This is a genomic window from Cryobacterium cryoconiti (assembly GCF_004403065.1).
In the GTDB taxonomy this organism is placed as follows: Bacteria; Actinomycetota; Actinomycetes; order Actinomycetales; family Microbacteriaceae; genus Cryobacterium; species Cryobacterium cryoconiti.
On record NZ_SOHA01000012.1, the window covers coordinates 39999 to 61350 of the forward strand.

Annotated in this window: 16 protein-coding genes and 3 tRNA genes; 7 read left to right on the forward strand and 12 right to left on the reverse strand. The window is 64.5% G+C overall.

The annotated features are described in order from the left end of the window. Nucleotide 1 precedes the first annotated feature (1 nt). Entirely contained in the window at nt 2–730 is a 729-nt protein-coding gene (locus E3T49_RS05630) for an SGNH/GDSL hydrolase family protein (protein ID WP_134423986.1), read from the forward strand. Next, nucleotides 727–2211 (forward strand): hypothetical protein, encoded by a 1485-nt coding sequence (locus E3T49_RS05635; protein WP_134423987.1) that lies wholly within the window; start codon nt 727–729, stop codon nt 2209–2211. Before E3T49_RS05630 ends, E3T49_RS05635 begins: the two co-directional genes overlap by 4 nt. A gap of 22 nt (nt 2212–2233) precedes the next feature. Here E3T49_RS05635 and E3T49_RS05640 read toward each other — a convergent pair whose 3' ends face one another. From E3T49_RS05640 to E3T49_RS05650, 3 genes are all read right to left on the reverse strand, one after another. Next, entirely contained in the window at nt 2234–3340 is a 1107-nt protein-coding gene (locus tag E3T49_RS05640; protein ID WP_134423988.1) for a glycosyltransferase, read from the reverse strand. A gap of 5 nt (nt 3341–3345) precedes the next feature. Then, nucleotides 3346–3981, reverse strand: coding sequence for an LbetaH domain-containing protein (locus E3T49_RS05645; protein WP_241972670.1), 636 nt, complete (start codon nt 3979–3981; stop codon nt 3346–3348). Nucleotides 3982–4071: 90 nt separating this feature from the next. Beyond that, a complete protein-coding gene (locus E3T49_RS05650; RefSeq protein ID WP_134423989.1) occupies nt 4072–4827 on the reverse strand; it encodes a CDP-alcohol phosphatidyltransferase family protein in 756 nt (251 codons plus the stop codon). 80 nt (nt 4828–4907) lie between these two features. Between E3T49_RS05650 and E3T49_RS05655 the strand changes: the two genes are divergently transcribed. Then, a complete protein-coding gene (locus tag E3T49_RS05655; protein ID WP_134423990.1) occupies nt 4908–9185 on the forward strand; it encodes a LamG-like jellyroll fold domain-containing protein in 4278 nt (1425 codons plus the stop codon). 161 nt (nt 9186–9346) lie between these two features. Next, on the forward strand, nt 9347–10660 hold the full coding sequence (locus tag E3T49_RS05660) for a glycerophosphodiester phosphodiesterase (protein ID WP_166785481.1): 1314 nt from the start codon (nt 9347–9349) through the stop codon (nt 10658–10660). Here the strand turns inward: E3T49_RS05660 and E3T49_RS05665 are convergent. From E3T49_RS05665 to E3T49_RS05685, 5 genes are read right to left on the reverse strand one after another with little or no spacing between them, the layout of a single operon-like run. After that, complete coding sequence (locus E3T49_RS05665) at nt 10647–11918, reverse strand: glycosyltransferase family 4 protein (RefSeq protein ID WP_166785482.1); 1272 nt, start codon at nt 11916–11918, stop codon at nt 10647–10649. The genes E3T49_RS05660 and E3T49_RS05665 overlap by 14 nt on opposite strands. Continuing rightward, nucleotides 11900–12907 carry a GDP-L-fucose synthase gene (gene fcl, locus E3T49_RS05670; protein ID WP_134423993.1) on the reverse strand — a complete coding sequence of 336 codons (1008 nt, stop codon included), beginning with the start codon at nt 12905–12907 and terminating at the stop codon, nt 11900–11902. Before fcl ends, E3T49_RS05665 begins: the two co-directional genes overlap by 19 nt. Next, nucleotides 12904–14028, reverse strand: a complete 1125-nt coding sequence (gene gmd, locus E3T49_RS05675) for a GDP-mannose 4,6-dehydratase (RefSeq protein ID WP_241972674.1) — start codon at nt 14026–14028, stop codon at nt 12904–12906. Before gmd ends, fcl begins: the two co-directional genes overlap by 4 nt. 10 nt (nt 14029–14038) lie before the next feature. Beyond that, nucleotides 14039–14509 carry an FAD synthase family protein gene (locus E3T49_RS05680; RefSeq protein WP_134423995.1) on the reverse strand — a complete coding sequence of 157 codons (471 nt, stop codon included), beginning with the start codon at nt 14507–14509 and terminating at the stop codon, nt 14039–14041. 37 nt (nt 14510–14546) lie between these two features. Next, complete coding sequence (locus E3T49_RS05685) at nt 14547–16016, reverse strand: sugar transferase (RefSeq protein ID WP_241972671.1); 1470 nt, start codon at nt 16014–16016, stop codon at nt 14547–14549. Nucleotides 16017–16467: 451 nt separating this feature from the next. On the opposite strand from E3T49_RS05685, the gene ypfJ reads away from it, so the two are divergent. Beyond that, nucleotides 16468–17349, forward strand: a complete 882-nt coding sequence (ypfJ, locus tag E3T49_RS05690; protein ID WP_134423996.1) for a KPN_02809 family neutral zinc metallopeptidase — start codon at nt 16468–16470, stop codon at nt 17347–17349. Nucleotides 17350–17359: 10 nt separating this feature from the next. On the opposite strand, the gene E3T49_RS05695 is transcribed toward ypfJ, so the two are convergent. The 4 genes from E3T49_RS05695 to E3T49_RS05710 form a co-directional block, all read right to left on the reverse strand. Further along, nucleotides 17360–17944 (reverse strand): acyltransferase, encoded by a 585-nt coding sequence (locus tag E3T49_RS05695; protein WP_134423997.1) that lies wholly within the window; start codon nt 17942–17944, stop codon nt 17360–17362. A 352-nt stretch (nt 17945–18296) separates the two neighbouring features. Next, nucleotides 18297–18369, reverse strand: a tRNA-Phe gene (locus E3T49_RS05700). A 67-nt stretch (nt 18370–18436) separates the two neighbouring features. Next, a tRNA-Asp gene (locus E3T49_RS05705) sits at nt 18437–18510 on the reverse strand. Nucleotides 18511–18652: 142 nt separating this feature from the next. After that, a tRNA-Glu gene (locus E3T49_RS05710) sits at nt 18653–18725 on the reverse strand. Between the two features lie 239 nt (nt 18726–18964). On the opposite strand from E3T49_RS05710, the gene E3T49_RS05715 reads away from it, so the two are divergent. Both E3T49_RS05715 and E3T49_RS05720 read left to right on the forward strand, forming a co-directional pair. Then, the gene (locus E3T49_RS05715; RefSeq protein WP_241972672.1) at nt 18965–20386 is read left to right on the forward strand and encodes a M23 family metallopeptidase; all 1422 of its coding nucleotides are present in this window, start codon (nt 18965–18967) and stop codon (nt 20384–20386) included. Further along, a partial coding sequence (locus E3T49_RS05720; protein WP_134423998.1) for a hypothetical protein occupies nt 20379–21352 on the forward strand: 974 nt, incomplete at its 3' end. The genes E3T49_RS05715 and E3T49_RS05720, both read left to right, overlap by 8 nt.

The following is a 21352-nucleotide window of genomic DNA, read 5'->3' on the forward strand; positions in this document are numbered from 1 at the left end:
AATGGCAGTGCGTGGGCGCGGTTTGCATTCGTCTCGGTGGAAGCTTTTCTTCCTCGGTCTCTTTGCTGTGGGTGCGATCACGATGGCCACACTTGCTCTGCAGGGGCAGACGCCGGAAGCCGCAGAGGGTTCCGCGCAGTCCTGGCCGGTCTTGACACTGGATGAGGATCGTCCAGTCGCCGTCTTCCTCGGGGGGTCTTCCGCTGCCGGTGGTGGATCGAGTGACGAGGTCAACCGGTGGTCGTCGATTCTCTCCGAGGCTCGCGGCTGGGAGGAGGCCAACCTCGCCCGGAACGGCACGGGCTACCTCATCGGCGCCCAGCCGGACGAGTGCGGACAGCCGACCTGCCCGAACATTCGGGACGCTCTGGCCGAAGCCGTGGAAGCCGGCCCGGGCATTGTGGTCATCTCGGGTGGCGAGTTCGATCAAGCGGAAGACTTCGAGACTGTCAATGATGCTGTCAGGACGACGTACCAGGGACTTCGGGTCGGATTGCCGAACGCGAGCATCATTGCCGTCGGCCCAGTATCGACGGTGTCAGAGCCGACGGCGCCGATTGTCGCCATCGATGCGGCCGTGCAGCGGGAGGCAGCTGCGATCGGGGCCACCTACGTCAGCCTTCTGGCGCCCAATGTGCTGAGCCGGGCCATGCTGTCCGCGGACGGCGCCGTCATCAATGATGCAGGCCATGCTGCCATCGCCGCACGCATCGCAGCGGCACTTAATTGACACCCACCGGTATCCGATACGGGAGCGCTTTCGGCTATCTCGTCATCGGCGCTGTGCTTGCCGGCGGCATTCCCCTGCTGCTTATCACGGAGATCGCCGATGTCGGCCGCAGCGACGGTTGGCCGCTGACGCTGGCCCTTGTCGTGTGGGCCGGCGTGCGATTGACCGCCGTGATCGCAGCGGGGCAGCCCACCCTCTTCAACTTCTTCTTCTGGCTGTTCGTTTACATTTTCATGGGTATCGCCCCCACGGTGCAGATGCGCAGCGGCCTCCTCTCGCCGACCACCGCAGGTGTTGATCAGGGCTTCGACGTGCCAACGGCCCTGCTGGTCTGGCTGGGGGTGTTGTGTTACGAGGCCGGGCGCTATGCGGCTTGGCTGAAAGCTCGATCCACGCGCAGGCGCACGGGTGCGTCAGCGGTCGCGATTCCCGGTCCGGAATCTGTACGCGGTGTCAACTCGTCGGCGACGTTCCTCCTGGTCGGCGCGGGTGCACTCGCCAGCGCCTGGTTCATCTACAAGGTTGGTATCGGCTCGCTCTTCGGCAGTCGAGACCAGGGATTCGCGGCTCGCAACGCTGCGTGGCCGGATCCCGCGATTCGGTCCATCATGTACGCTCTGGCGATCTACCCGCTGCTGGTGGGTATCGGTGCTCTGGCCCAGCTTCGACGGCGGTCCGAACGGACCGCTGCACGGCGCTACACCGCCCTGATCATCGCCGCAGCAGCCGTGCTTCTGGTCGTTGTCAATCCGGTCAGCAGCGCCCGCTACAGCTTGGGTACCGTTCTCTTCGCGCTCGCGGCATTCGCGGGAGCCCTCGCCACGCCGAGGCGCCTTCGGACCTCGCTGCTCGGGGCACTCTTCGGGCTCATGTTCTTGTTCCCGATCGCCGACGCATTTCGACGGCCGGACCCGAATTTCGTCCGGAACGGTTTCTTCGGTGAGTATCGCGGAAATTCCGACTACGACGCATTCTGGCAAATCGCCAACGCCTATTCCTACGTCGTCGACGGCCTCGTTGAACCTGGACGGCAGGCGCTCGGGGTGATCTTCTCCTGGGTGCCCCGCGCCCTCTGGTCCGATAAGCCGGTTGACACGGGCATCCTCCTGGCCAATTACCGCGGATACAACTTCGACAACCTGTCTTCCCCCTTGTGGGCCGAGTTCTTGGTGAACGGAGGGATACCTGCTTTGATCGCGGGTTTTATTTTCGTCGGTTACGCCGTCAAACGGCTGGATATCAAGCTGGCGCCGGCCTTCGCCGCCGGCGGGGCGTGGGCGATCGTCGGTTCGATTTTCCCGGTGTACATGACCATCCTGCTTCGCGGTTCGCTGCTGCAGGCTGCCGGCGTGGTGTGGGTCGCACTGCTGTGCCTGCTGGTCGTGACGGCACGAACTCCCTCTGGGCAGGCATCGACGGAATCGGGACTGAGACCGCCGAAACCCCTGAGCGCGGAGGGTCTACCGCGAAAGATCGGCTAGCGTCCTCTTTCCCGGCGGGCGCTCACGCCAGGTACGCGGCCTCCAGGGCCTCAGCGATCATGGGCATTCCAAAGTGCTCCCTGGCCGCGTGAGCCCCCGCTCGTCCCATGGATCGAGCCAGGGCGGAGTCGCCCAGCAGCAGACGCACTGCTGCGGTGAGTGAATCCAGTGAATTGTCGACGACGATTCCGCAACCGGTTGAGCGAACGATGGGAGCCAGGCCGCAGGAGTCGGTGATGACGACCGGAAGACCGAGCGCCATCGCTTCCAGTACGGACATCGGGTACGGCTCGTCAACCGACGGCAAGACGAAAATTCCTGCGCGCTCCATGCGCGCCGCTGTCAGCCCCGGTTCCAGAGGCCCCTCCCACGCGATGTCGACGGTTCCAGTCGAAGCGGAGATCCGCCGGGTGATGGCATCCCCTTCTCCCTCATCGGGCCCGACGAGCCGGAATGATGCCTGAGGGAACGCGCGTGCGAGCCGTTCGGCCATCTCCACGAACATCATGGGTCGCTTGCGAGCGGCGAGGCGTGCCAGATACAACACCTCGGCACCGGTCCGTTCGGACGTTCTGGCCAGTTGGGGCACACCGTTTGGCAGCTCGCGCAGCCGGAGCCCTGATCCGCCCACTGCGATCAAATCGCTTCGTTCGCGCGGAGTCAGATAGAAGACGTGCCGGGCCGCGCGTAACACGGGGCGGGTCATCACGGCATCCAGCGGCACAGCCAACACGTTGCGGCTCGCGTCGATCATGCCGTGAGTCTGCAGCACGTACGGCACGTTGTGGCGCCGGAGCCAATCTGCGGCACGGAGACTCACAAGATCTCGGGCTGCGTGCACATGCACAATATCCACGCCTGCCACGGCGGATGAGAGCCAGCGGTGCAAGGCCGGGGACGCGAGTCCTGCGAACCCGGTGCCCGCCAGGGCCGTTCGCACAGGAAAGAGCGCCATCGGCACCGTGTCCATGACCGTGGGCACATGCGCGCCATAGCCCCTTTGGCCCCCCGCGAGAGTGACCTCATGTCCCCGGGCGTTCAGGGCTTTGGCCTGGTTCAGGGCCACCCGTAGCGGACCGCCGTAGGCGCCGTCGGGGCTCACGAGGGTCACGAGAGAAAGGACCCGCACGACGTCTAACCCTTTTCCGTGGCTAGAGGACCCGCGACGAGAGAACCGGGAGCGACGTTCCCGGCGACGAGCGCTGTCGCACCGACCACGCTGTTCCGCCCGATCCGGCTGCCACGAAGCACCGTGGCGCGCGCGGCTACCCACGCCCCGTCCTCCACGACGATCGGAGCGTTGTCGAACTCGAAAGTGGGCGATTCGCGGTCATGGCTTCCAGTGCAGAGGAAGACACCTTGAGAGATGCAGACGTCCTGGCCGATAGTGACCTGTTCGAGGTTCAGAATCCAGGCGTCCTCACCGATCCAGGAGTTGTCGCCCACCGTCAGCTTCCAGGGCCAATGAATTCGAACTCGATGGCGAATGAGAACGTCCTGCCCGATTCGGGCTCCGAAAGCACGCAGGATAATCACTCGGAGGGTCGGCGGGCACCACCAGCGCACCACGATGAGGCCAGAAATGAAGAACCAGGCGGCCTGCCACAGCCGGCCGCGCCCTTTGTCATAGCCGCGTCCCGTGAACCCGGACAGGCTGCGATGTGCCGGCAGGGCGCCGTCCGGCCTCGCCGTGGGGACGTCCGGCACTTCGCCCGTGGGAACACCATTCTCCGACATAGGCATGAGTGTACGCACAAACTGAATGTGCACGACTGTCTGCTCGACGCTTCCTCCTTGCCGCGGAATTCGGGGTGACGGGCGCATTCGTTGCGATCCTGGCTGGTGTCATCCTCCAAATTGTCACGCTGATGGTGTCCGTGGAACTTCGGCTTCGGGTGTGGGAGGGCAGTGCGAGACCTCACGCAGCGCGCGGAACCACCTGTTGAGCAGGAGCACCATGATCACCAGATTCGCGGCAAAGAGGAGGCCGTACCCGGTCAGGAAAAGGGTTGGCCATCCCCAGAGAACGAAGCTCGCGGCGAGTATCCCGTAGTCCGCCGGCAAGAGGCCAACGGCGCGCAGCGTCGACGGTGAACGCTCCTGATCCACGGCGGCTGGGCTACGCCTCAGCAGCTCGACGAGCAGCCCTCCGACAAAGGTGACAATGCCTACCACCTGGAAAGCCAGCGGAACCAGATACCAGCCGTCTGCGGCATCAGTGGAGCGGAAGACTGCAATGAGCACAGCGCTGTGCACAGCGACGATCTTCCCGGCGTCGACGACGTGGTCGAGCCACTCCCCGGCCGGCGACCGCAGGCCGGTCAGGCGTGCGAGTTGGCCGTCGGCGGAGTCAAGGGCGAACCCGAGCATGAGGAGGAGGGCCACACCCAACCCGCTGGCCGGAGTCGGCGTGGCTGTGACCAGGAGCGTCAAACCCAGCACGGTTGCGACGGCCGAACCGAGGGTCACCTGGTTGGGGGTCATTCTCAACACGAAACACGCGGCGGCTAGCACTCGCCCGATCGGACGATTGACGAATCTGCTGTAGATCGATACTCCGCGCTTACTTTTCTGTGCTGTTGACAACCTGTCGAGGGCTTGCCCGAACGAGCTCATGGTGCTGCCTTCCGTTTGGAGGTGGCCGGGAGAACCCGTGCGGGATCGTGCCGAGCGTATCCCTGACCGGGAATCTTGGCATGCCTCCCGTGGAGGGGGTGAATTACCGGTTCTTGGCATTGTGGTTACCGAACAGGGCGGAGTACGGTGCGGGCAGATTCTTTTCTTGTGCACGTCTGAAAATCAGTTTTTCGATCCGCAGTTCGATCCGCAGGCAGCCCCGTCCGATATTTAACCCGCAGCATTCGCGAACCCTAGCGCGGAGCGCTGATTACCCGAGGGATAAATTGGCTATGCGTAAACTTGTCAGTGTTTTGGCGACCGTTGGTGTCGTATCCGGGATGCTCCTGGCGACACCCATCGTCTCCGCATCTGCGATTTCCAGTGGAGTCCAGTTCAGCGCAGATAATCTCCCCGCCTGGCAGACGAACGGTTTGGTTTACGCCGTCGGTCAGGCCAATGGGCGGGTGGTCGCCGGTGGTGAATTCTCGCAGCTCCGGCCGCCGAACGGCGGAACCGGCACGGTGAGGAACGTCAGGTCCCTTGCGATCTTTGATGCGGAGACAGGGGCACCTGACAGCTGTCAGCTGCAGGCCCTCCTTGCGGGAGGTACGCCGAGCGTAAGGGCCATCACGACGTCACCAGATGGAAACACGGTGTACGTCGGCGGCAGCTTCAGCAGCATCGGCGGTGTCAGCGTCAATCGGATCGCAGCGATCGACCCGGTTGCCTGCACGGTCAAGCCCTTCCGGGTCGCTGCCGTGTCCGGCCCCGTTTACGCCATTGCCGTGACGGAGAACACCGTGTATCTCGGAGGCCAGTTCACGACGGTCGCCTCCCAGCCGCGGCAGCGTTTTGCGGCGGTCAATTCCACCACAGGCGCTCTGCTGCCCTGGGTGGCAGACGTCGAACTGCCCGGACGTGCCGTCACGGTGTCCCCGGACCGCACCAAGGTTGCCATCGGAGGCGACTTCTTCACCGTCAACGGGCAGGCCTCACACTCCATCGGTGTCGTTGACGCTGTCACCGGTACGAACGTCAGGAACTACCCGGTCGGATTCATCCACCGGAACTCAGTGACAAAATCGCTCAGCAGCGACGCAACGAGCTTCTACGGAGGCAACGAAGGCACAGGCGGCGGTGTCTTCGACGGCACGTTCTCCATCGACTGGAACACGCTCAACGAGCGCTGGCGCAACACCTGCCTCGGCGCAACGCAGGCGGTCCTCCCGTATGAGGGGACTCTGTATTCGGCAAATCACCATCACGACTGCGCAAGCAACAACAATGCGTTCGCTGACGGGAAGCGGATTTACTTCACCGCCAACAAGACCGACAATCCCACTCTCCTCGGCTGGTTCCCCGCCGCCAACGACGGAACCGGCGAGGGAATCGGACCGCGCGCGTTGGTCGTCGCCACCGGAAAGACCACCGGCAAGAAGTACCTCTGGGCCGGCGGCGAGTTCACGGTTATCAACGGCGCAGCGCAACAGGGCCTGACTCGGTTCAGCACGACCGACACGGGTGCTCCTCCCGTACCGGAAGTTGCCGCGGAGGCGTTGACTTCCGGCGCCGTTCAGGTGAGGTTCCGCACGGTCGTCGATCCCGATGACAGTCTTCTCACCTATAACGTCTACCGAAACGGTGCGGCTACTCCGATCTGGACCGGTACGGCTTCTTCGATGTGGTGGGTGCGGCCGCAGGTGACATTCGTCGACACCACGGCGGTGCCCGGCACCACCTACACCTACCGGGTAAGCGCTAGCGACGGAATCAACGTGAGTGGGCTTTCGGGCACAGCGTCGGCGCGAGCCGTGACGAAGACGATCGACTACGCAGGACAGGTTGTAGCTGATAGCCCTTCGCTCTATTGGCGGTACGACGAGCAAACCGGTGTCTGGGCTCAGGATAAGTCCGGGCCGACCACGACCGGACTCAACGGGCTCTACCAGAACGGCATGCTGCGAAATGCCACCGGTGCTGTTCCCGGTGCGAGTACCGCAGCCCAGCTGGACGGAGTGAATGACTATGCGTTGAGCGACCAGATGCGTCCAGGCCCGACCAGCTACACGATTGAGACGTGGTTCAACACGAACACAACGAGAGGCGGCAAGATCATCGGCTACGGCAACGGCCGCCCGAAGACGCATACAGGCGCCTATGTTGCGAGTTCCAGCTATGACCGCCACGTCTATATGGAGGACAGCGGGCGCATCAACTTCGGCGTGTACGTCGGCAATGCTCAGACCATCCGCACCCCCTTGGCGTACAACGACAGCAAGTGGCACCACCTTGTCGCCACGCAGGGCCCGGCCGGTCTCGCGCTGTACATTGACGGGGTTCAGGTCGGAACCAACTCGACAACAACAGCCCAGCCCTACCAGGGAACCTGGCGGGTCGGCGGTGACAATCTCAATGGCTGGCCCAACCGGCCGAGCAGTTCCTTCTTCGCCGGCGCGATCGATGAGACGGCCGTTTACGATCGCGCTCTGACACTCAACCAGGTTGCCAGGCACTATCAGCTCGGTGGCGGCACGGTCGTGACACAGGAGCCGCCAGCGGATGCCTACGGTGCGGCGGTGTTCAACTCCAACCCTGACCTGTACTGGCGCCTCGACGAGGCATCGGGAGCAGTCGCAGCGGATTCCTCGTTCCTGGGGCAGCGCAACGGCAGCATCGGCAGTCAGGTTCAGCTACAACAGCCGGCCGTCGTGAACGGGGGATTCGCGGTGCGGACCACCGGGTCCGCGGACAGTGTCGTCGCCTCGCCGGAGGGCGGTTCGACCGCAGCGTTCTCGACTGAGGCGTGGTTCAAGACCGACACCACCGCAGGCGGAAAACTCACGGGTTATGAGAACGCAGCCACCGGATCGGGAAGCAATTACGACAAGCAGGTGTACATGACCAATGCTGGCAACCTGATCTTCGGCGTCTATGCCGGCGGCTTCCAAACGGTGACTACGCCGGGCACGTACAACGACAATGTCTGGCACCACGTGGTCGCTGTGCAGGATTCCAGTGGCATGAAACTCTATGTCGATGCTGTGCTCACCGGCACGAACGCCACCGCAGTGAATCAGGCCTTCACCGGTTACTGGAGGGCGGGCGGGGGAAACCTGAACTCGTGGCCCCAGCAACCGTCAAACGGTTACTTCACCGGCGACCTGGACGAGGTGGCAATCTACCCCAACGGGTTGTCCGCCGGTGAGGTGTCCAGCCACTACTCACTTGGCATCAACGACACCACCCCGCCGACGGTTCCGCAGGAAGTCCAGGCGACGCTGGTCGCCGGGGACGCCCAAGTGAACTGGGCCGCGTCCACGGACAACAACGCGGTGGCCGGCTATCAGGTGCATCGGGGTGCGGCCGAGTCCTTCCCGGTCAGCGCGGCAACCAAGGTCGCCGACGTGACCGCTACCACCTGGACCGATCCGGCGGTTCCCGCGGGCACCTGGTACTACAAGCTCGTCGCTGTGGACACGGCGGGTAACGCCAGTGCTGCTTCCGCGGCAGCCTCGGTGACGGTGGCGGCGCCCCCGGATGCCGAGGCACCGAGTGTGCCGGCAGGTCTCACCGCGTCGGCGTCCGGAACGTCTGTGGCGCTGACCTGGTCGGCGGCGACCGACAATGTGGCGGTCACTGGCTATCAGGTCTATCGAGGCTCGTCGGCTGGGTTCGTGGCCGAGCCGTCGTCGAAGATCGCCGATGCGACCGGCACGAACTACTCAGATTCCGGTTTGGCCCCCGGTACCTGGTATTACCGAGTAGCATCCCGCGACGCGGCGGGGAACGTGAGTGGTGCATCGGAGTCCGTCGAAGCCACGGTCTCGCCAACCCCAGTGGAGCCGGTGGTGCTGACGGCCTATCCAACCGGTGATGCGATGGTGTATCGGACATCACCGACGACCAACTACGGCTCAGACAGTCAACTTTCCTCGCGTGGCGCCGGCGGGAATTCTCCAATCGAGTCCTATCTGGCGTTCAACCTTCCGGCCGCTCCGGCGGGCATGGTGCTGTCCGGAGCGACGATCCGGCTGCGGACTTCGGGAGATCCGTCGGCAGGGTCGGTCGACTCGCACACCCTCAGGCTTGTCGCGGGTGCGTGGACCGAGAGCACAGTGAACTGGAACAACCGGCCGACCGGTGACGGGGCGGCGCTGGGCGCCGTGACCGGGGCGACGGCGACGCACACGCCGTACACAATCACCCTGAACGCTGCGGAGCTCAGCGGGTTGGCGGGCTCCACGCAGTCCTTTGCACTGTTCTCCAGTGGTTTGGACAACTTGCGCCTGTGGTCGAACAACGCTCCGAGCGCGACGTACCGACCGTTGCTGACGCTCACCTACACCGCTCCATGACGAGGGCTGGCAGGGCGGGGGTCCCGTTCAACCGACGGACTTTGTTCGTCATGGGCGGCTCCGCCCTCCTGCTCAGCGCTTGTCAGGCAGATCCGCGGCGGGCCACCCCTGTCCCCGGCCCCGCGAAATCGCCAGCTATCTCTGGCCAGGTTGCCTCCACTGTGGACACCCTCTTCTCGGCCAAACCGTTCTATATCGGGCACCGCGGGTCGGGCGACAACTGGCCCGAGCACACCCGGGAGGCATACTCGAAGGCGGTCGAGCTCGGAGCCCAAGCCATAGAGATTTCAGTGAACGCGACCTCGGACGGCGTTTTGGTGTGTCATCACGACAAGTCCACCCTGCGCTCCACTGGTCAGGACCTCATCATCTCCGAAACAACCTGGGCGGAACTCTCGACGCTGAGAGTCGATGCGCGAGACTGGCTCGGGCCTGCCGCCGAACCGCAGCCCATCCCCCGGCTGGACGATGTCCTGGACCTGTTCGCCGCGACGCACGTGATATTCATCGAAGACAAGCAGGGAACCAACGCCGTCGCGCTCCTCGACCTGATGGACACGTATCCGGACGCCACCTCGCATTTCGTCTGGAAGCAGTGGGGGGGTGCCGGACAATACGCCCTCGCCGCGGAGAGAGGGTACAAGTGCTGGGGTTACTTCGGACCGGAGCTCTTCGGCGACCTGGACAGGCTCGCCGGGCGTTTCGACTACCTGGGTGTTCCGCACACGGCATCAGACGCAGAAATTGCCCGCGTCGTGGCATTCGGGAAACCGGTCATCGCCTGGGAAATACATTATCGGTGGATGAAGGATCGAATGGGCGCACTCGGTGTTGCCGGTTTGATGTGTTCGAACTTGCCCTATGTCACTGAGATCGCCCAGCCGGAGACGGTCGACCACTTCGCCTCAGGGTTGCGGACCGCCGGGGACCTCCCCTGGACAACGGACAAGGGCTGGGGCGTTCAGCCGGCCTTCGTTGAGAAGAACGAATCCATCTCGCTGTCTCACCAGGATATTCAGAGCTATCTCATGGGTTCGATGAGTCCCTCGGGGGCGGACACCTATCGCATCCAGTGTGAACTGTGCTGGCCGGACAGGCTACCGCAGGCACGTGAGCACGCCGGAATCGCGTTCTGCGCCGACGACGACCGACCGTACCGTGTTCGCATCGCCGGCGAAGTCTCGGCCTACCATGTCATCCTGCGCCCGACCGGATCCCTCGAGCTCTTTCGGCGAGCCGCCGGAGACGTGGATGGGACGTTGCTCGGCTCTGTGGACACAACGGCTGCCCGTGCCGGTCAATGGGTCCAGCTCGAGGTCGCGGTGACTCCCGTCGGGATCACCGTCTACCGTCTGGATGGCCGGGGATGGTCGTTTGAAACGAAGGACGCCGCCTATCGGGGGAGCTACTTCTGGCTCTGCAAGAACTATCGGGGTGCCCCGCCAGTGGAATTCCGCGCAGTCAAAATCCTCTGACGGGTGGCGGCGGCACTATTGGAGCTCGGTCGTCACGTTCTTCGCGCTGGCGGGGGGCAAGCCGCTCCAGGATGGCCTGGAACCGTGTGATTGCCGGTCCCACCCCGAGAATATCGGCCGCGAAGCGACGACCTGCAACGCCGTAGGCGTGAGAGGCTTTCGCGTCGAGCCCGAGCCTTTCAGCCGCCTCTACGAGGGCGTCGGGGGCGGCGGCATCCACTCGTAACCCCGCGCCCGCGACTGCAAGCTCCTCGGCTGTGATGCTCGATCTGTCGGTCGCTGCGATGACCGGCAGGCCGGATTGGAAATACGACGTCAGTTTGCTGGGAACCGACATTTCGGTCAGGCCGGGTCGCTCGTTCAACAGCAGAACGTCCGCCGCCGCCAGAGTGGCTCGGAATTCGTCCTCAGGGAGCGGGCGGAGAAACTCGAGGTGGCTGTTCCCACCTTCGGCCTGAAGAGCCGGCCGCTGGTTTCCATCGCCTAGAAGGACGAATCGAACCCGCGACCCACGAGACTCAGCGATCCTGGACGCAGCCACAACATTCTCCAGGCCCTGCTTCATGCCCATGTTGCCCGCATGAAGCACGATGATGTCGTCCGGGCCCCAGCCCCGTGCGCGTCGCGTCTCCACCCGGTTGCCGGGGGCGTCTTCGATGTGACACCAGTTGCGAACGACTTCCACCCGGTCTGCTTCGATCCCCAGTTCCGCAACGAGGTAGCGCTTGAAGCGTTCGTGGATGACAACGATGGTCGACGCCGACCCCAGCACCGCCCGCTCCACGCGTCTCAGCGCCAGCGCGGCGATCCGCCCGCCGGCGCCGCTCTCGGAGACTCCCAGAGAATAGATGTCCTGAACCCAGATGCACGTCCTGGTGCCCACGAGGCGGGCACGGAGGGAAACGATCGCGGCGGAGAACAACGCGGGAGTGACGAGGAGAAGGACCTCGGGTCGGTCCCACGAGCTGAATGCGGCCCGAAGCCCGAACTGGATCTCCATCGCGAGGCGGTTGATGAGGCGCGGCCTCGATGGAATGTAATGCCTCAGCCGTTTCACCGTGACGCCGGCCGACTCGTCCGTCCGGCTCAGTCCGGTGAATCCTGCGTGGACTCGCCACTCCGGGTAGTGCGGGTACCCGGCGATGACATGGACTGAGTTCCCACGATCAGAGGCGAGTCTCTCAGCCAGGCCCGTGGTGTACACCGCGATGCCCGTGAGCTCGGGGCGATAGTTGAGTCCTATGACGGTGAGCCGCATGCGCCCTCCAGGATCCGGCCACGGAAGTCGCCCTGGTGGACGAGGAACCAGTGATAGGCATCGCTCAGACCGTCTTCCAGGCTGATGGTCGACTGCCATCCGAGCGAGCGCAGGCGTGACACGTCCAGCAGCTTGCGCGGGGTCCCATCCGGTTTGGTGGAATCGAAGGTCAGGCGGCCCGTGAAACCGGTCACGGATGCCACCAGTCCAGCAAGCTCTGCGATGCTGCATTCGACGCCTGTTCCCACGTTCACGTGCGAGAGCATCGGCTGGGTTTTCGCGCAATAGTCACTGCGCTCCAGCTCCATGACGTGCGCGGCAGCCGCTGCCAGATCATCAACATGCATGAACTCACGTTTCGGGGTGCCGCTGCCCCAGATGACAACCTCATCGAGCCCGTTCGCGGCGGCCTCGTGGAAGCGCCTCAGCAGTCCGGGAATGACGTGACTGTTCACAGGGTGGTAGTTGTCACCGGGACCGTAGAGATTCGTGGGCATCACGCTGCGATAGTCGCGCCCGTATTGACGATTGAAGCTCTCGCAGAGCTTGATCCCCGCGATCTTTGCCACGGCGTACGGCTCGTTCGTCGATTCCAGTGCGCCGGTCATCAGGGCCTCTTCACGTATCGGCTGGTCGGCGAGCCGGGGATAGATGCAGGACGAACCGAGGAAGAGGAGTCTCGGAACGCCGAAGTCGTGTGAGGACTTGATGATGTTGGCCTCGATCAGGAGGTTGTCGTAGATGAAATCGGCCGGGGACGAGTTGTTGGCTTCGATCCCGCCGACTTTCGCGGCAGCGAGATAGACCTGATCGATGCGATTGGCCTCGAAAAAGGCCCGAACGGCTCGCTGGTCGACAAGGTCGAGTTCCGAATGACTGGCGGTCACGATGTTGACGTAACCCAACGACGTGAGTCGTCGCACGATCGCCGATCCCACCATTCCGTTGTGTCCCGCGACATAGACAGCAGCGCCGGTGTTTCGGGTCACCAGGTATCCCAAGACACGAGGGAAGGGAAACCGTGACTCTCCAGGAGGACGCTCTTCTGGGCGATCACGAGGTCTGAGGCAACCATTTCCGCGCACATCTCTCGCACGCTGATCTCCGGCAGCCAGCCCAGCTTGAGACGGGCCCGTGTCGAGTCGCCGAGCAGGGTCTCCACTTCGGCCGGCCTGAAGTAACGGGGATCGACTCTCACTATGACGTCACCGGGGTGAACAGCCGGCGCGAGGTCCCCGACGACGCTGTCGACGATGCCGATCTCGTTCAGACCTTCACCCTCGAATCGCAGGGTGATTCCAGCCTCATTCGCCGACCATTCGACGAATTCGCGCACCGAGTACTGGACTCCCGTGGCAATCACGAAGTCCTCCGGCGAATCCTGCTGCAGCATCATCCACTGGAGGCGAACATAGTCGCGTGCATGGCCCCAGTCTCGAAGCGAGTTCATATTTCCGAGGAACAGGCAGGACTCGAGACCCTGGGCCATGTTGGCGATGGCCCGGGTGATCTTCCTCGTCACGAACGTCTCACCGCGGCGCGGGGATTCGTGATTGAACAGAATCCCGTTGCAGGCGTACATCCCGTAGGACTCTCGGTAATTCACGGTCATCCAATAGGCGTACAGCTTGGCGACCGCATACGGAGAACGTGGATAAAAGGGAGTGATTTCGCTTTGCGGTGTCTCCCGGACCAACCCGTACAGCTCTGATGTCGAGGCCTGGTAGAACCTGACCCTGTCCGTCATCCCCAGCAATCTCACCGCTTCGAGGAGACGCAGAGTTCCCAGGGCGTCGATGTCAGCGGTGTATTCGGGCATTTCGAAGCTGACAGCCACATGGGACTGTGCACCCAGGTTGTAGATCTCATCCGGCTGCACCTCCTGAATGATGCGGGTGAGGTTCGACGAATCGGACAGATCTCCGAAGTGCAGGAAGAAACGCGCGTCGTGCTCGTGCGGGTCCTGATAGATGTGATCGATTCGCTGGGTGTTGAGCTGCGACGACCGGCGCTTGAGGCCGTGAACCTCATAGCCCATGGACAGGAGGAACTCGGCCAGATATGAGCCGTCCTGGCCGGTTACCCCGGTGATCAACGCCCTTTTCGGCACCATGGTCGTCCTATCGCTCGCTGTTGCTGTAGTCATGAACCGGTCGATGGCCGGCGGCGTTCGGGGCCAGAGCCTTCAGCGCAAGCCGGAGGGCCGTGCTCGAGGTCGAAACGGTGTACGGAAAATAGACGACGTCCACGCCGACCTCGGCGAACTGGCGCTCAAGAAGGCGACCTCTCTCGGTGCCCTTCCAATCGTCGCCCTTGAAGTAGACGTCGAAGCGAAGCGTGCGCCAGGTGTCCATCTTGTCTTCAGCCACTTCCGCTATCGCTTCATCGACGAAGGCGATGTGACGAACGATCTCAAGCCTCTCGGCCAGTGGCACAACGGGTACGGCGCCCTTGGTCACCAGGAGCATTTCGTCAGACAGCACGCCGGCGATCAAATAGTCGCACTGGCTCTTCGCGTGTTTGAGGATGTTGAGGTGACCGATGTGGAACAGGTCGAAAGCCCCGCCAGCGTAGCCGACTGTTCGTGTCAAGATGTACCTCCCTTGATCGATGCTTTTTCGTAGGTCATCAGTACGCACCCACTGGTCGCATGACCGTTTTGAAGGTGCGCCAGATGATGATGAGGTCACCGGCCAACGACCAGTTCTCGACGTAGTAGAGGTCCAGTCGCACACTGTCCTCCCAGCTCAGGTTCGACCGACCGTTGACCTGCCACATCCCTGTCAGGCCCGGTTTGATGTACAGGCGCCGATGCACGTGGGTCTCGTAGGCTTCGACCTCCACCGGAAGCGGCGGGCGCGGGCCGACGAGGCTCATGTTCCCGACCAGGATGTTCCAGAGCTGAGGCAATTCGTCCAGCGAGTACTTGCGGAGCACACGACCCACCCGAGTGATGCGCGGGTCATTGCGAATCTTGAAGAGGGCCCCGGATGCCTCGTTCTGGTCGAGCAGCCCTGCGAGGTCGTCTTCTGCCGTCTGAACCATGGAGCGGAACTTGACCATTTGAAAGGTGCGCTCATTGCGCCCGCATCGCTCCTGGTGGAAGAGGACGGGGCCGGGTGAGTCGAGCTTCACGGCAATCGCGATGGCCAGCAGGAGCGGCCAGAAGAAAAGGAGTGAAATTCCGGACACCCCGATGTCGAGAACGCGCTTGAGCACATGCTTCGCTCCCTCGAATTGCGGTATCTCCACGTGGATCAGGGGCAGCCCCTCGACCGGGCGGAAATGGATGCGGGGACCGGCGACATCCGTGAGCTGGTTGGACAGCACCAGGTCAGCGGAGGTCCCCTCCAACTGCCAGCCGAGCGTGCGGATGTATTCGCTGCCTCCAGCCGGCTGGCCTGCGACGATCACCGTGTCGACGGCAAGATCGGAGGCCGCGATCGCAACGTGCGCGGGGTCGGAAACCACTGGGATCGTGCGGCTCTCGCTTTTCACAGCGGTCGTCGAACCGTTCGCGAGTGCGACCCCCACCACGTAATAGGTGGCGCCGGCCTTCTCGATCTGGCCGACCACGTATTCGACATCGGCACGATTGCCGACCACGATGACGCGCGCGAGGTAGTGGCCGAACAGCCGCTGGCGCAGCAACCACCGCCGCCACAGCCAACGTTCCAGGACGAGGCCGCAAATGCCGAGGGGGAGTGCGAGCACGAAGAAGCCGCGTGCAACGTCGACCTGGAACGCCAGGAAGCCGATGGCGAGGAGGCCGAAAGCGATCGCGCTCGCGTTGATCACCTGCTTGTACTCGGTCGCCCCGATTCCAATGACGCGCGAGTCTCTGGTGTGGAAGACGCCCAGGGTGGCGATCCAGCTCAGTGCGATGAGCAGCGCGACCAGCCAGTAGTCGGCCTGATATCCGCCGATGGATGCCCGGGCATCCTCCCCGCGGAATCTGACCAGCAGGGCGGTCGTGACCGCGACCATGACGATGCCCACGTCGCTCAACAAGAGTTTCGCGCGAAACTGTCGGGCCCAGACCAGACCGGACGACCTCGCGTCGACGCTGACCGGGTTCGTGACTGCCGGTGCCGGCACCAGGGCAAGCTTCGGCTGGGTTCTGGGGAGACGCCCGGCGTAAGGCAGGCGCGGTCGTGGATCCGTCACCGTGTGCTCACCCCGCCACCGAAGATTCGCGGGCGGGCGCAGTGCAGCGCTGGGGACGCGGCCGGGGTGGGGCCGTCAAAAATGGGTCGACGAACACGTCGACACGTAGCAAACGTGTTCACGGAATCCTCTGCATTTCGGGTTTACAGAGCGGGTGGGATTCGCGCGGGGGACCCGTCTAGGGAACGGGCCACCCGGGCGAACCAATAAGTGATGGATTTTCAACTGCTTGCGAGGAGACCATACCCCGGAACGCGCAGGAAGGCTGGTGCCCCGAACGGGGGGACGCAGAAACCGTGTGCAGTGGTCCGGTCATCGGCCTGAGCGCACTGCGCAGACCGCGCCGGAAAAGACGCCCCGTTTCACCGGGTAGCTTTTTCTCATGACGTTCAACGACAACGCGAATATCGGCGGCGGCCGGGTCAGCAAGCGGGGCCGCAATACGGGGATCGCCGTGGGCGGCGGCGGAGTGGGTGTGATCGTCCTGTTCCTGCTCTCCCAGGTCCTGGGAGTGGATCTGAGCGGCCTGGCCGGCGGTGGCACGCAGCCCGCCGACGCCGGCAGTGTGTCCAATCTGTCCGAGTGCACGACCGGGGCCCAGGCGAACGACGACGTCGAATGCCGGATCAAGGGCGCCGCGGCATCCCTTGACGTGTTCTGGGGCGAGGAACTGCCTGCCCGCGGAATCGAGTACCAGCAACCGCCGGTCGCACTGTTCACCGACAGCGTCGGCACGGCGTGCGGCGGGGCCACGAGTGCAACCGGGCCGTTCTACTGCCCGCCGGATGCGACCATCTACATCGACACCGCATTCTTCGGCGACCTGCGCACCCGCTTCGGTGCCTCCGGCGGTCCCCTCGCCGAGATGTATGTCGTGGCGCACGAATGGGGTCACCACATCCAGAATCTGGAAGGCACCCTCGCGGCCGCCCAGGACGGACAGACCGGGGACGGCTCCAACGCGGTGCGGGTCGAACTGCAGGCAGACTGTTTTGCCGGCGCGTGGGCCGGTGCGGCCTCTGACACCCGCGACACCGGGGGAGTTCCCTTCCTGAAGCCCATCACGGCGGCACAGATCCAGGATGCGCTCAGCGCGGCATCCGCGATCGGAGACGACCGCATCCAGGAGTCCATGCAGGGCCAGGTCAACCCGGAGGCCTGGACCCACGGCTCCAGCGAGCAACGCCAGCGGTGGTTCCAGACCGGTTTCAGCGACGGTGTCGGCAGCTGCGACACGTTCGCCCCTTCTGACGCGGAGCTGTAGCGCCGGCCGATCAGTCGCGCGTGAGCAGGCCGTCGTGCTCGGTGTACTCCTCGCCGGTGACCGGGCAGACGAGGCTGCCGTCGGCGCCCGCCCGGAGCGGCATCCCGCTCCGCCCGACCCAGCCGATGCGCTGGGCGGGCACGCCGGCCACCAGGGCGTAATCGGGGACGTCCTCGGTGACCACCGCGCCCGCTGCCACCATGGCCCAGCGCCCGATCGTGAGCGGCGCGATGCACACAGCATTTGCCCCGATCGACGCCCCGGTGCGCACGGTCACCCCGACCAGGTCCCGCTCATCGATCGCCTTGCGCGTTCCGTCGGGACTGATGGCCCGCGGATGCGCGTCGTTCGTGAAGACCGCCGCCGCGCCGACGAAGACTCCATCTTCGAGCAGAGACGGCTGATAGACGACCGCGTAGTCCTGAATAACGCAGTGCCGTCCGACGACGACACCGGGACCGATGTAGGCGCCGCGCCCGAGGATGCAGTCCGGTCCGAGCCGCGCGTATTCGCCCACCTGCACCAGGGTGCGAATCTGGCAGCCGGGGCCGATCACGGCGCTCGGGTCGATCTCGGCCGATGTCGCGATGCCCATCAGGTTGCCTCGTGCGGCGGGAGGATGACGCGCCGCATCGTGGAGTGGCGGCAGGAAGGTCGACACGTTCGAATCGGATTCACGGTGATTCCCTGCAGTTCGGGTTACAGGTCGGTGGGGGCGCCGCGCAGGCCGATTCCGGTTGCCCGGGCGTCAATGGTGATCTGACGTTTTCTCAGCGTGTGACAAAACGGAACCTACCGTGGTTCCCGCCGGAGTCGCTAGCGCCCCAAAGTGGGGACGAAGCTGAGCGAACTTGCGGAGGGGCGTGGCCCGGGGGAGCGGGCCATCGGATGCCGAAACAGGCAAAAAAAGAAGGCCACCCCAGTAGAAGCCTGGGAATGACCTTCAGTGGCCCCGACCGGCGTCGATCCGGTGACCTTTCGATTTTCAGTCGAACGCTCTACCAACTGAGCTACAGGGCCAGAAGAAGCTTCGAGAAGCCGCTCCAAGGAAAAAAACCCTCTCTTTCGAAAGGGCTTGTTGCCTGTGCGACCCTGACCGGACTTGAACCGGCGACCTCCGCCGTGACAGGGCGGCGCGCTAACCAACTGCGCTACAGGGCCTCGTGATGAGAACTGAAAAACTCTTCAGGTCTTCATTCTGAGTGGTGATGCTGTGAATCTTTTGCGGTGATCATGATGCTGTGAATCCGTGTTGCGATTTCGTACTTGTTTATTCTTGCACATCCCAGACCTTCAGGATGCGTAGCCCCAACGGGATTCGAACCCGTGTTAACGCCGTGAAAGGGCGCCGTCCTAGGCCGCTAAACGATGGGGCCAAGACGCCATAAACCGCATGGCTTCCGACGCATAAGCATACGGTGAACCTGCTGACATTCCCAAATCGACATCGGAATATGTGCCGCCCGGGGGTGTCGAAACCGCCGAGCCTGTGAATTCCCGGGGTTTTGCTTGACGTGCGGCTAGATTCGAGGGGGGCAATTTTGCCCTCATGTTGTTATTGTGAACCGTTCTTTCCGCAGTAGCGGATGTGTGAAATGAACCCGATCGGGGAGTAATGAAGCGCACGGCAGTTCGATTCGGCCGCGAAGCACGAACTCGGCAGGACGACGATGGCACCACGCGAGACCCGCGCATCCGTCGTCACCGCGTCAGCATGGCGACCGGTTTCGTCGCCGCGCTCTCCCTCTTCGTCGCCCTGGTGGGCCCGGCCGGCCCAGCCCAGGCGATCGACTACCCGTCTTGGGAAGACCTGCAGAACGCCAAGTCGAACACGGCCGCCGCGTCCGCGCAGGTCAGCGCGATCCAGGATCTGATCGCCAATCTGCAGACCCAGGTCGCGCAGACCCAGGCGGAATCCGAGGCCCGCGGAGCGGAGTTGCAGAGCGCCCAGGAGAAATTCGACGAGGCGAGCCGCCGCGCCGATGACCTGGAGGCGCAGGCCACGGCCAGCACCATCGTTGCCGAGACCGCGACCCGCCAGGCCGGTCAGCTCGCCGCGCAGCTGTACCGCACCGGCGGGACCGACCTCAGCGTCAATCTCTTCCTCGACGGTGAGGCCAGCGGCGAGAACGCCGATGCGCTGCTGTCGAAGCTGGGCAGCATGAGCAAGCTCGTCGAGCGAAGCAGCAGCGTGTACGAGCAGGCTCAGACAGCCACGAACGTGGCCAAGTCGCTCGGCGACCAGGCCAAGGTCGCCCGGACCGAGCGCGAGAAGCTGCGCGTCGCCGCCGAGGACGCCCTCGCCGCCGCGCAGGCTGCCGCGCAGGCCGCCGCCGCCGCCCTGACCGAGTCCGAGGAGAAAAGCGTCGAACTCGACGCCCAGCTCAGGTTCATGCAGGACGCCCAGGCCACCACGACGGCCGGCTACGAGGCGGGTGTGGCCGAACGGGCCCGCCTGGCCGCGATCGAAGCCGAGCGGGTGCGCGCGGAGCGTGCCGCCGCAAACGCACGGGCTGCCGCTGCTGCGGCGGCTGCAGCAGCAGCCCAGTCGAGTGGCGGCGGTGGCGGCGGCGGCGGAGGCTCGAGCAGCTCCGGCGGCGGCGGTTCCGTCGGCGGCGGTGGCTGGGCAGTACCGGCCAGCGGGCGCATCACCGACGGCTACGGACCGCGGGCCGTGATCTGCGGCAACAGCGGCTGCAGCAAGGGCTTCCACAGCGGCACCGACCTGGGTACCGGCTGCGGCGCCGGACTCTACGCGGCCAGCAGCGGGACCGTCATCTATGCGGGCACCTACGGCACCTACGGCAACTTCGTCCTGATCCAGCACGCCAACGGCGTCTCCACCGGCTACGCTCACATCCGGCCGGGCGGCATCTACGTCTCCAACGGCCAGAGCGTGTCCGCGGGGCAGAACATCGCCAGTTCCGGTGAGACCGGGGCGGCCAGCGGCTGTCACCTGCACTTCGAGGTGCGCACCAACGGCAGCCAGATCAACCCGGCTCCGTTCATGGCGGATCGCGGTGCGGCTCTTGGCTAAGGCCACCGGGCCCACGGGCACCGAGCCTCAGCACGCTGAACAGCACGCCGAACCGCAGCGCACCGAGCGACGGGGCTGGCGCAAGAAACCGTCCCGGCTGTTCGCCGCGGTCGCGCTCGGGGCGGTTGCGGCATCCGTCGGCGCCGTTGCCCCCGCGGCGTTCGCCGAACCCGGCTACCCCAGCTGGGACGACGTGCAGAAGGCCAAGCTCAGCGAGGCCACCAAGCAGGCCGAGATCGAATCGATCACCAAGCTGCTCGTCGGCCTGCAGACCTCGGCGGCCGCGTCCACCAAAGCCTCCCTGATCGCCGCGGAGACCTACCGGGTCGCCCTGGATGACCTCGACGCGGCAACAACCCGCGAGGCGAGCCTGACCGAGAAGGCTGCGGCAGCGGATGCCCGCGCTGCGGTTTCGAAGATGCGGGCCGGCCTGATCGCCGCGCACCTGGCGAAGGCCGGATCCCAGGATCTGTCGCTGACTTTGTTCCTCGATGGCGACAACGCTGACGAGCTGCTGGAGCAGCTCGGAACCGCGAGCAAGCTGAGCGAGCAGTCCGACACGATCTACCGCGAGGCGCTGCAGGACAAGAACACTGCCGAGTCGCTCGGCGAGCAGGCGGCATCCGCTGCCGACGAGCGCACCCGGCTCAGCGCGGAGTCCCTGACCAAGTATGAGGCGGCGAATGTGGCCGCCCAGGCCGCGGAGGCGGCCTACGAGACCGAGCGGCAGCGCTCCACCGAGCTGTTCGAGCAGCTCGCCCTGCTCAAAGACACGACCGTCGAGGCGGAGCGGGCCTATCAGGCCGGACAGGCTGCCGAAGCGGCGACTCTGGCCCTCGCCCGTGCGCAGGCGGCGGCCGACAAGCAGGCGGCAGCAGACGCGAAGGCGGTAGCGGCCGGAAAGCCGGCCGGCGGCCAGGCGGCGCCCGGCAAGCCTGCCCCCCGGCCCGCGCAACCGGCCGCGCC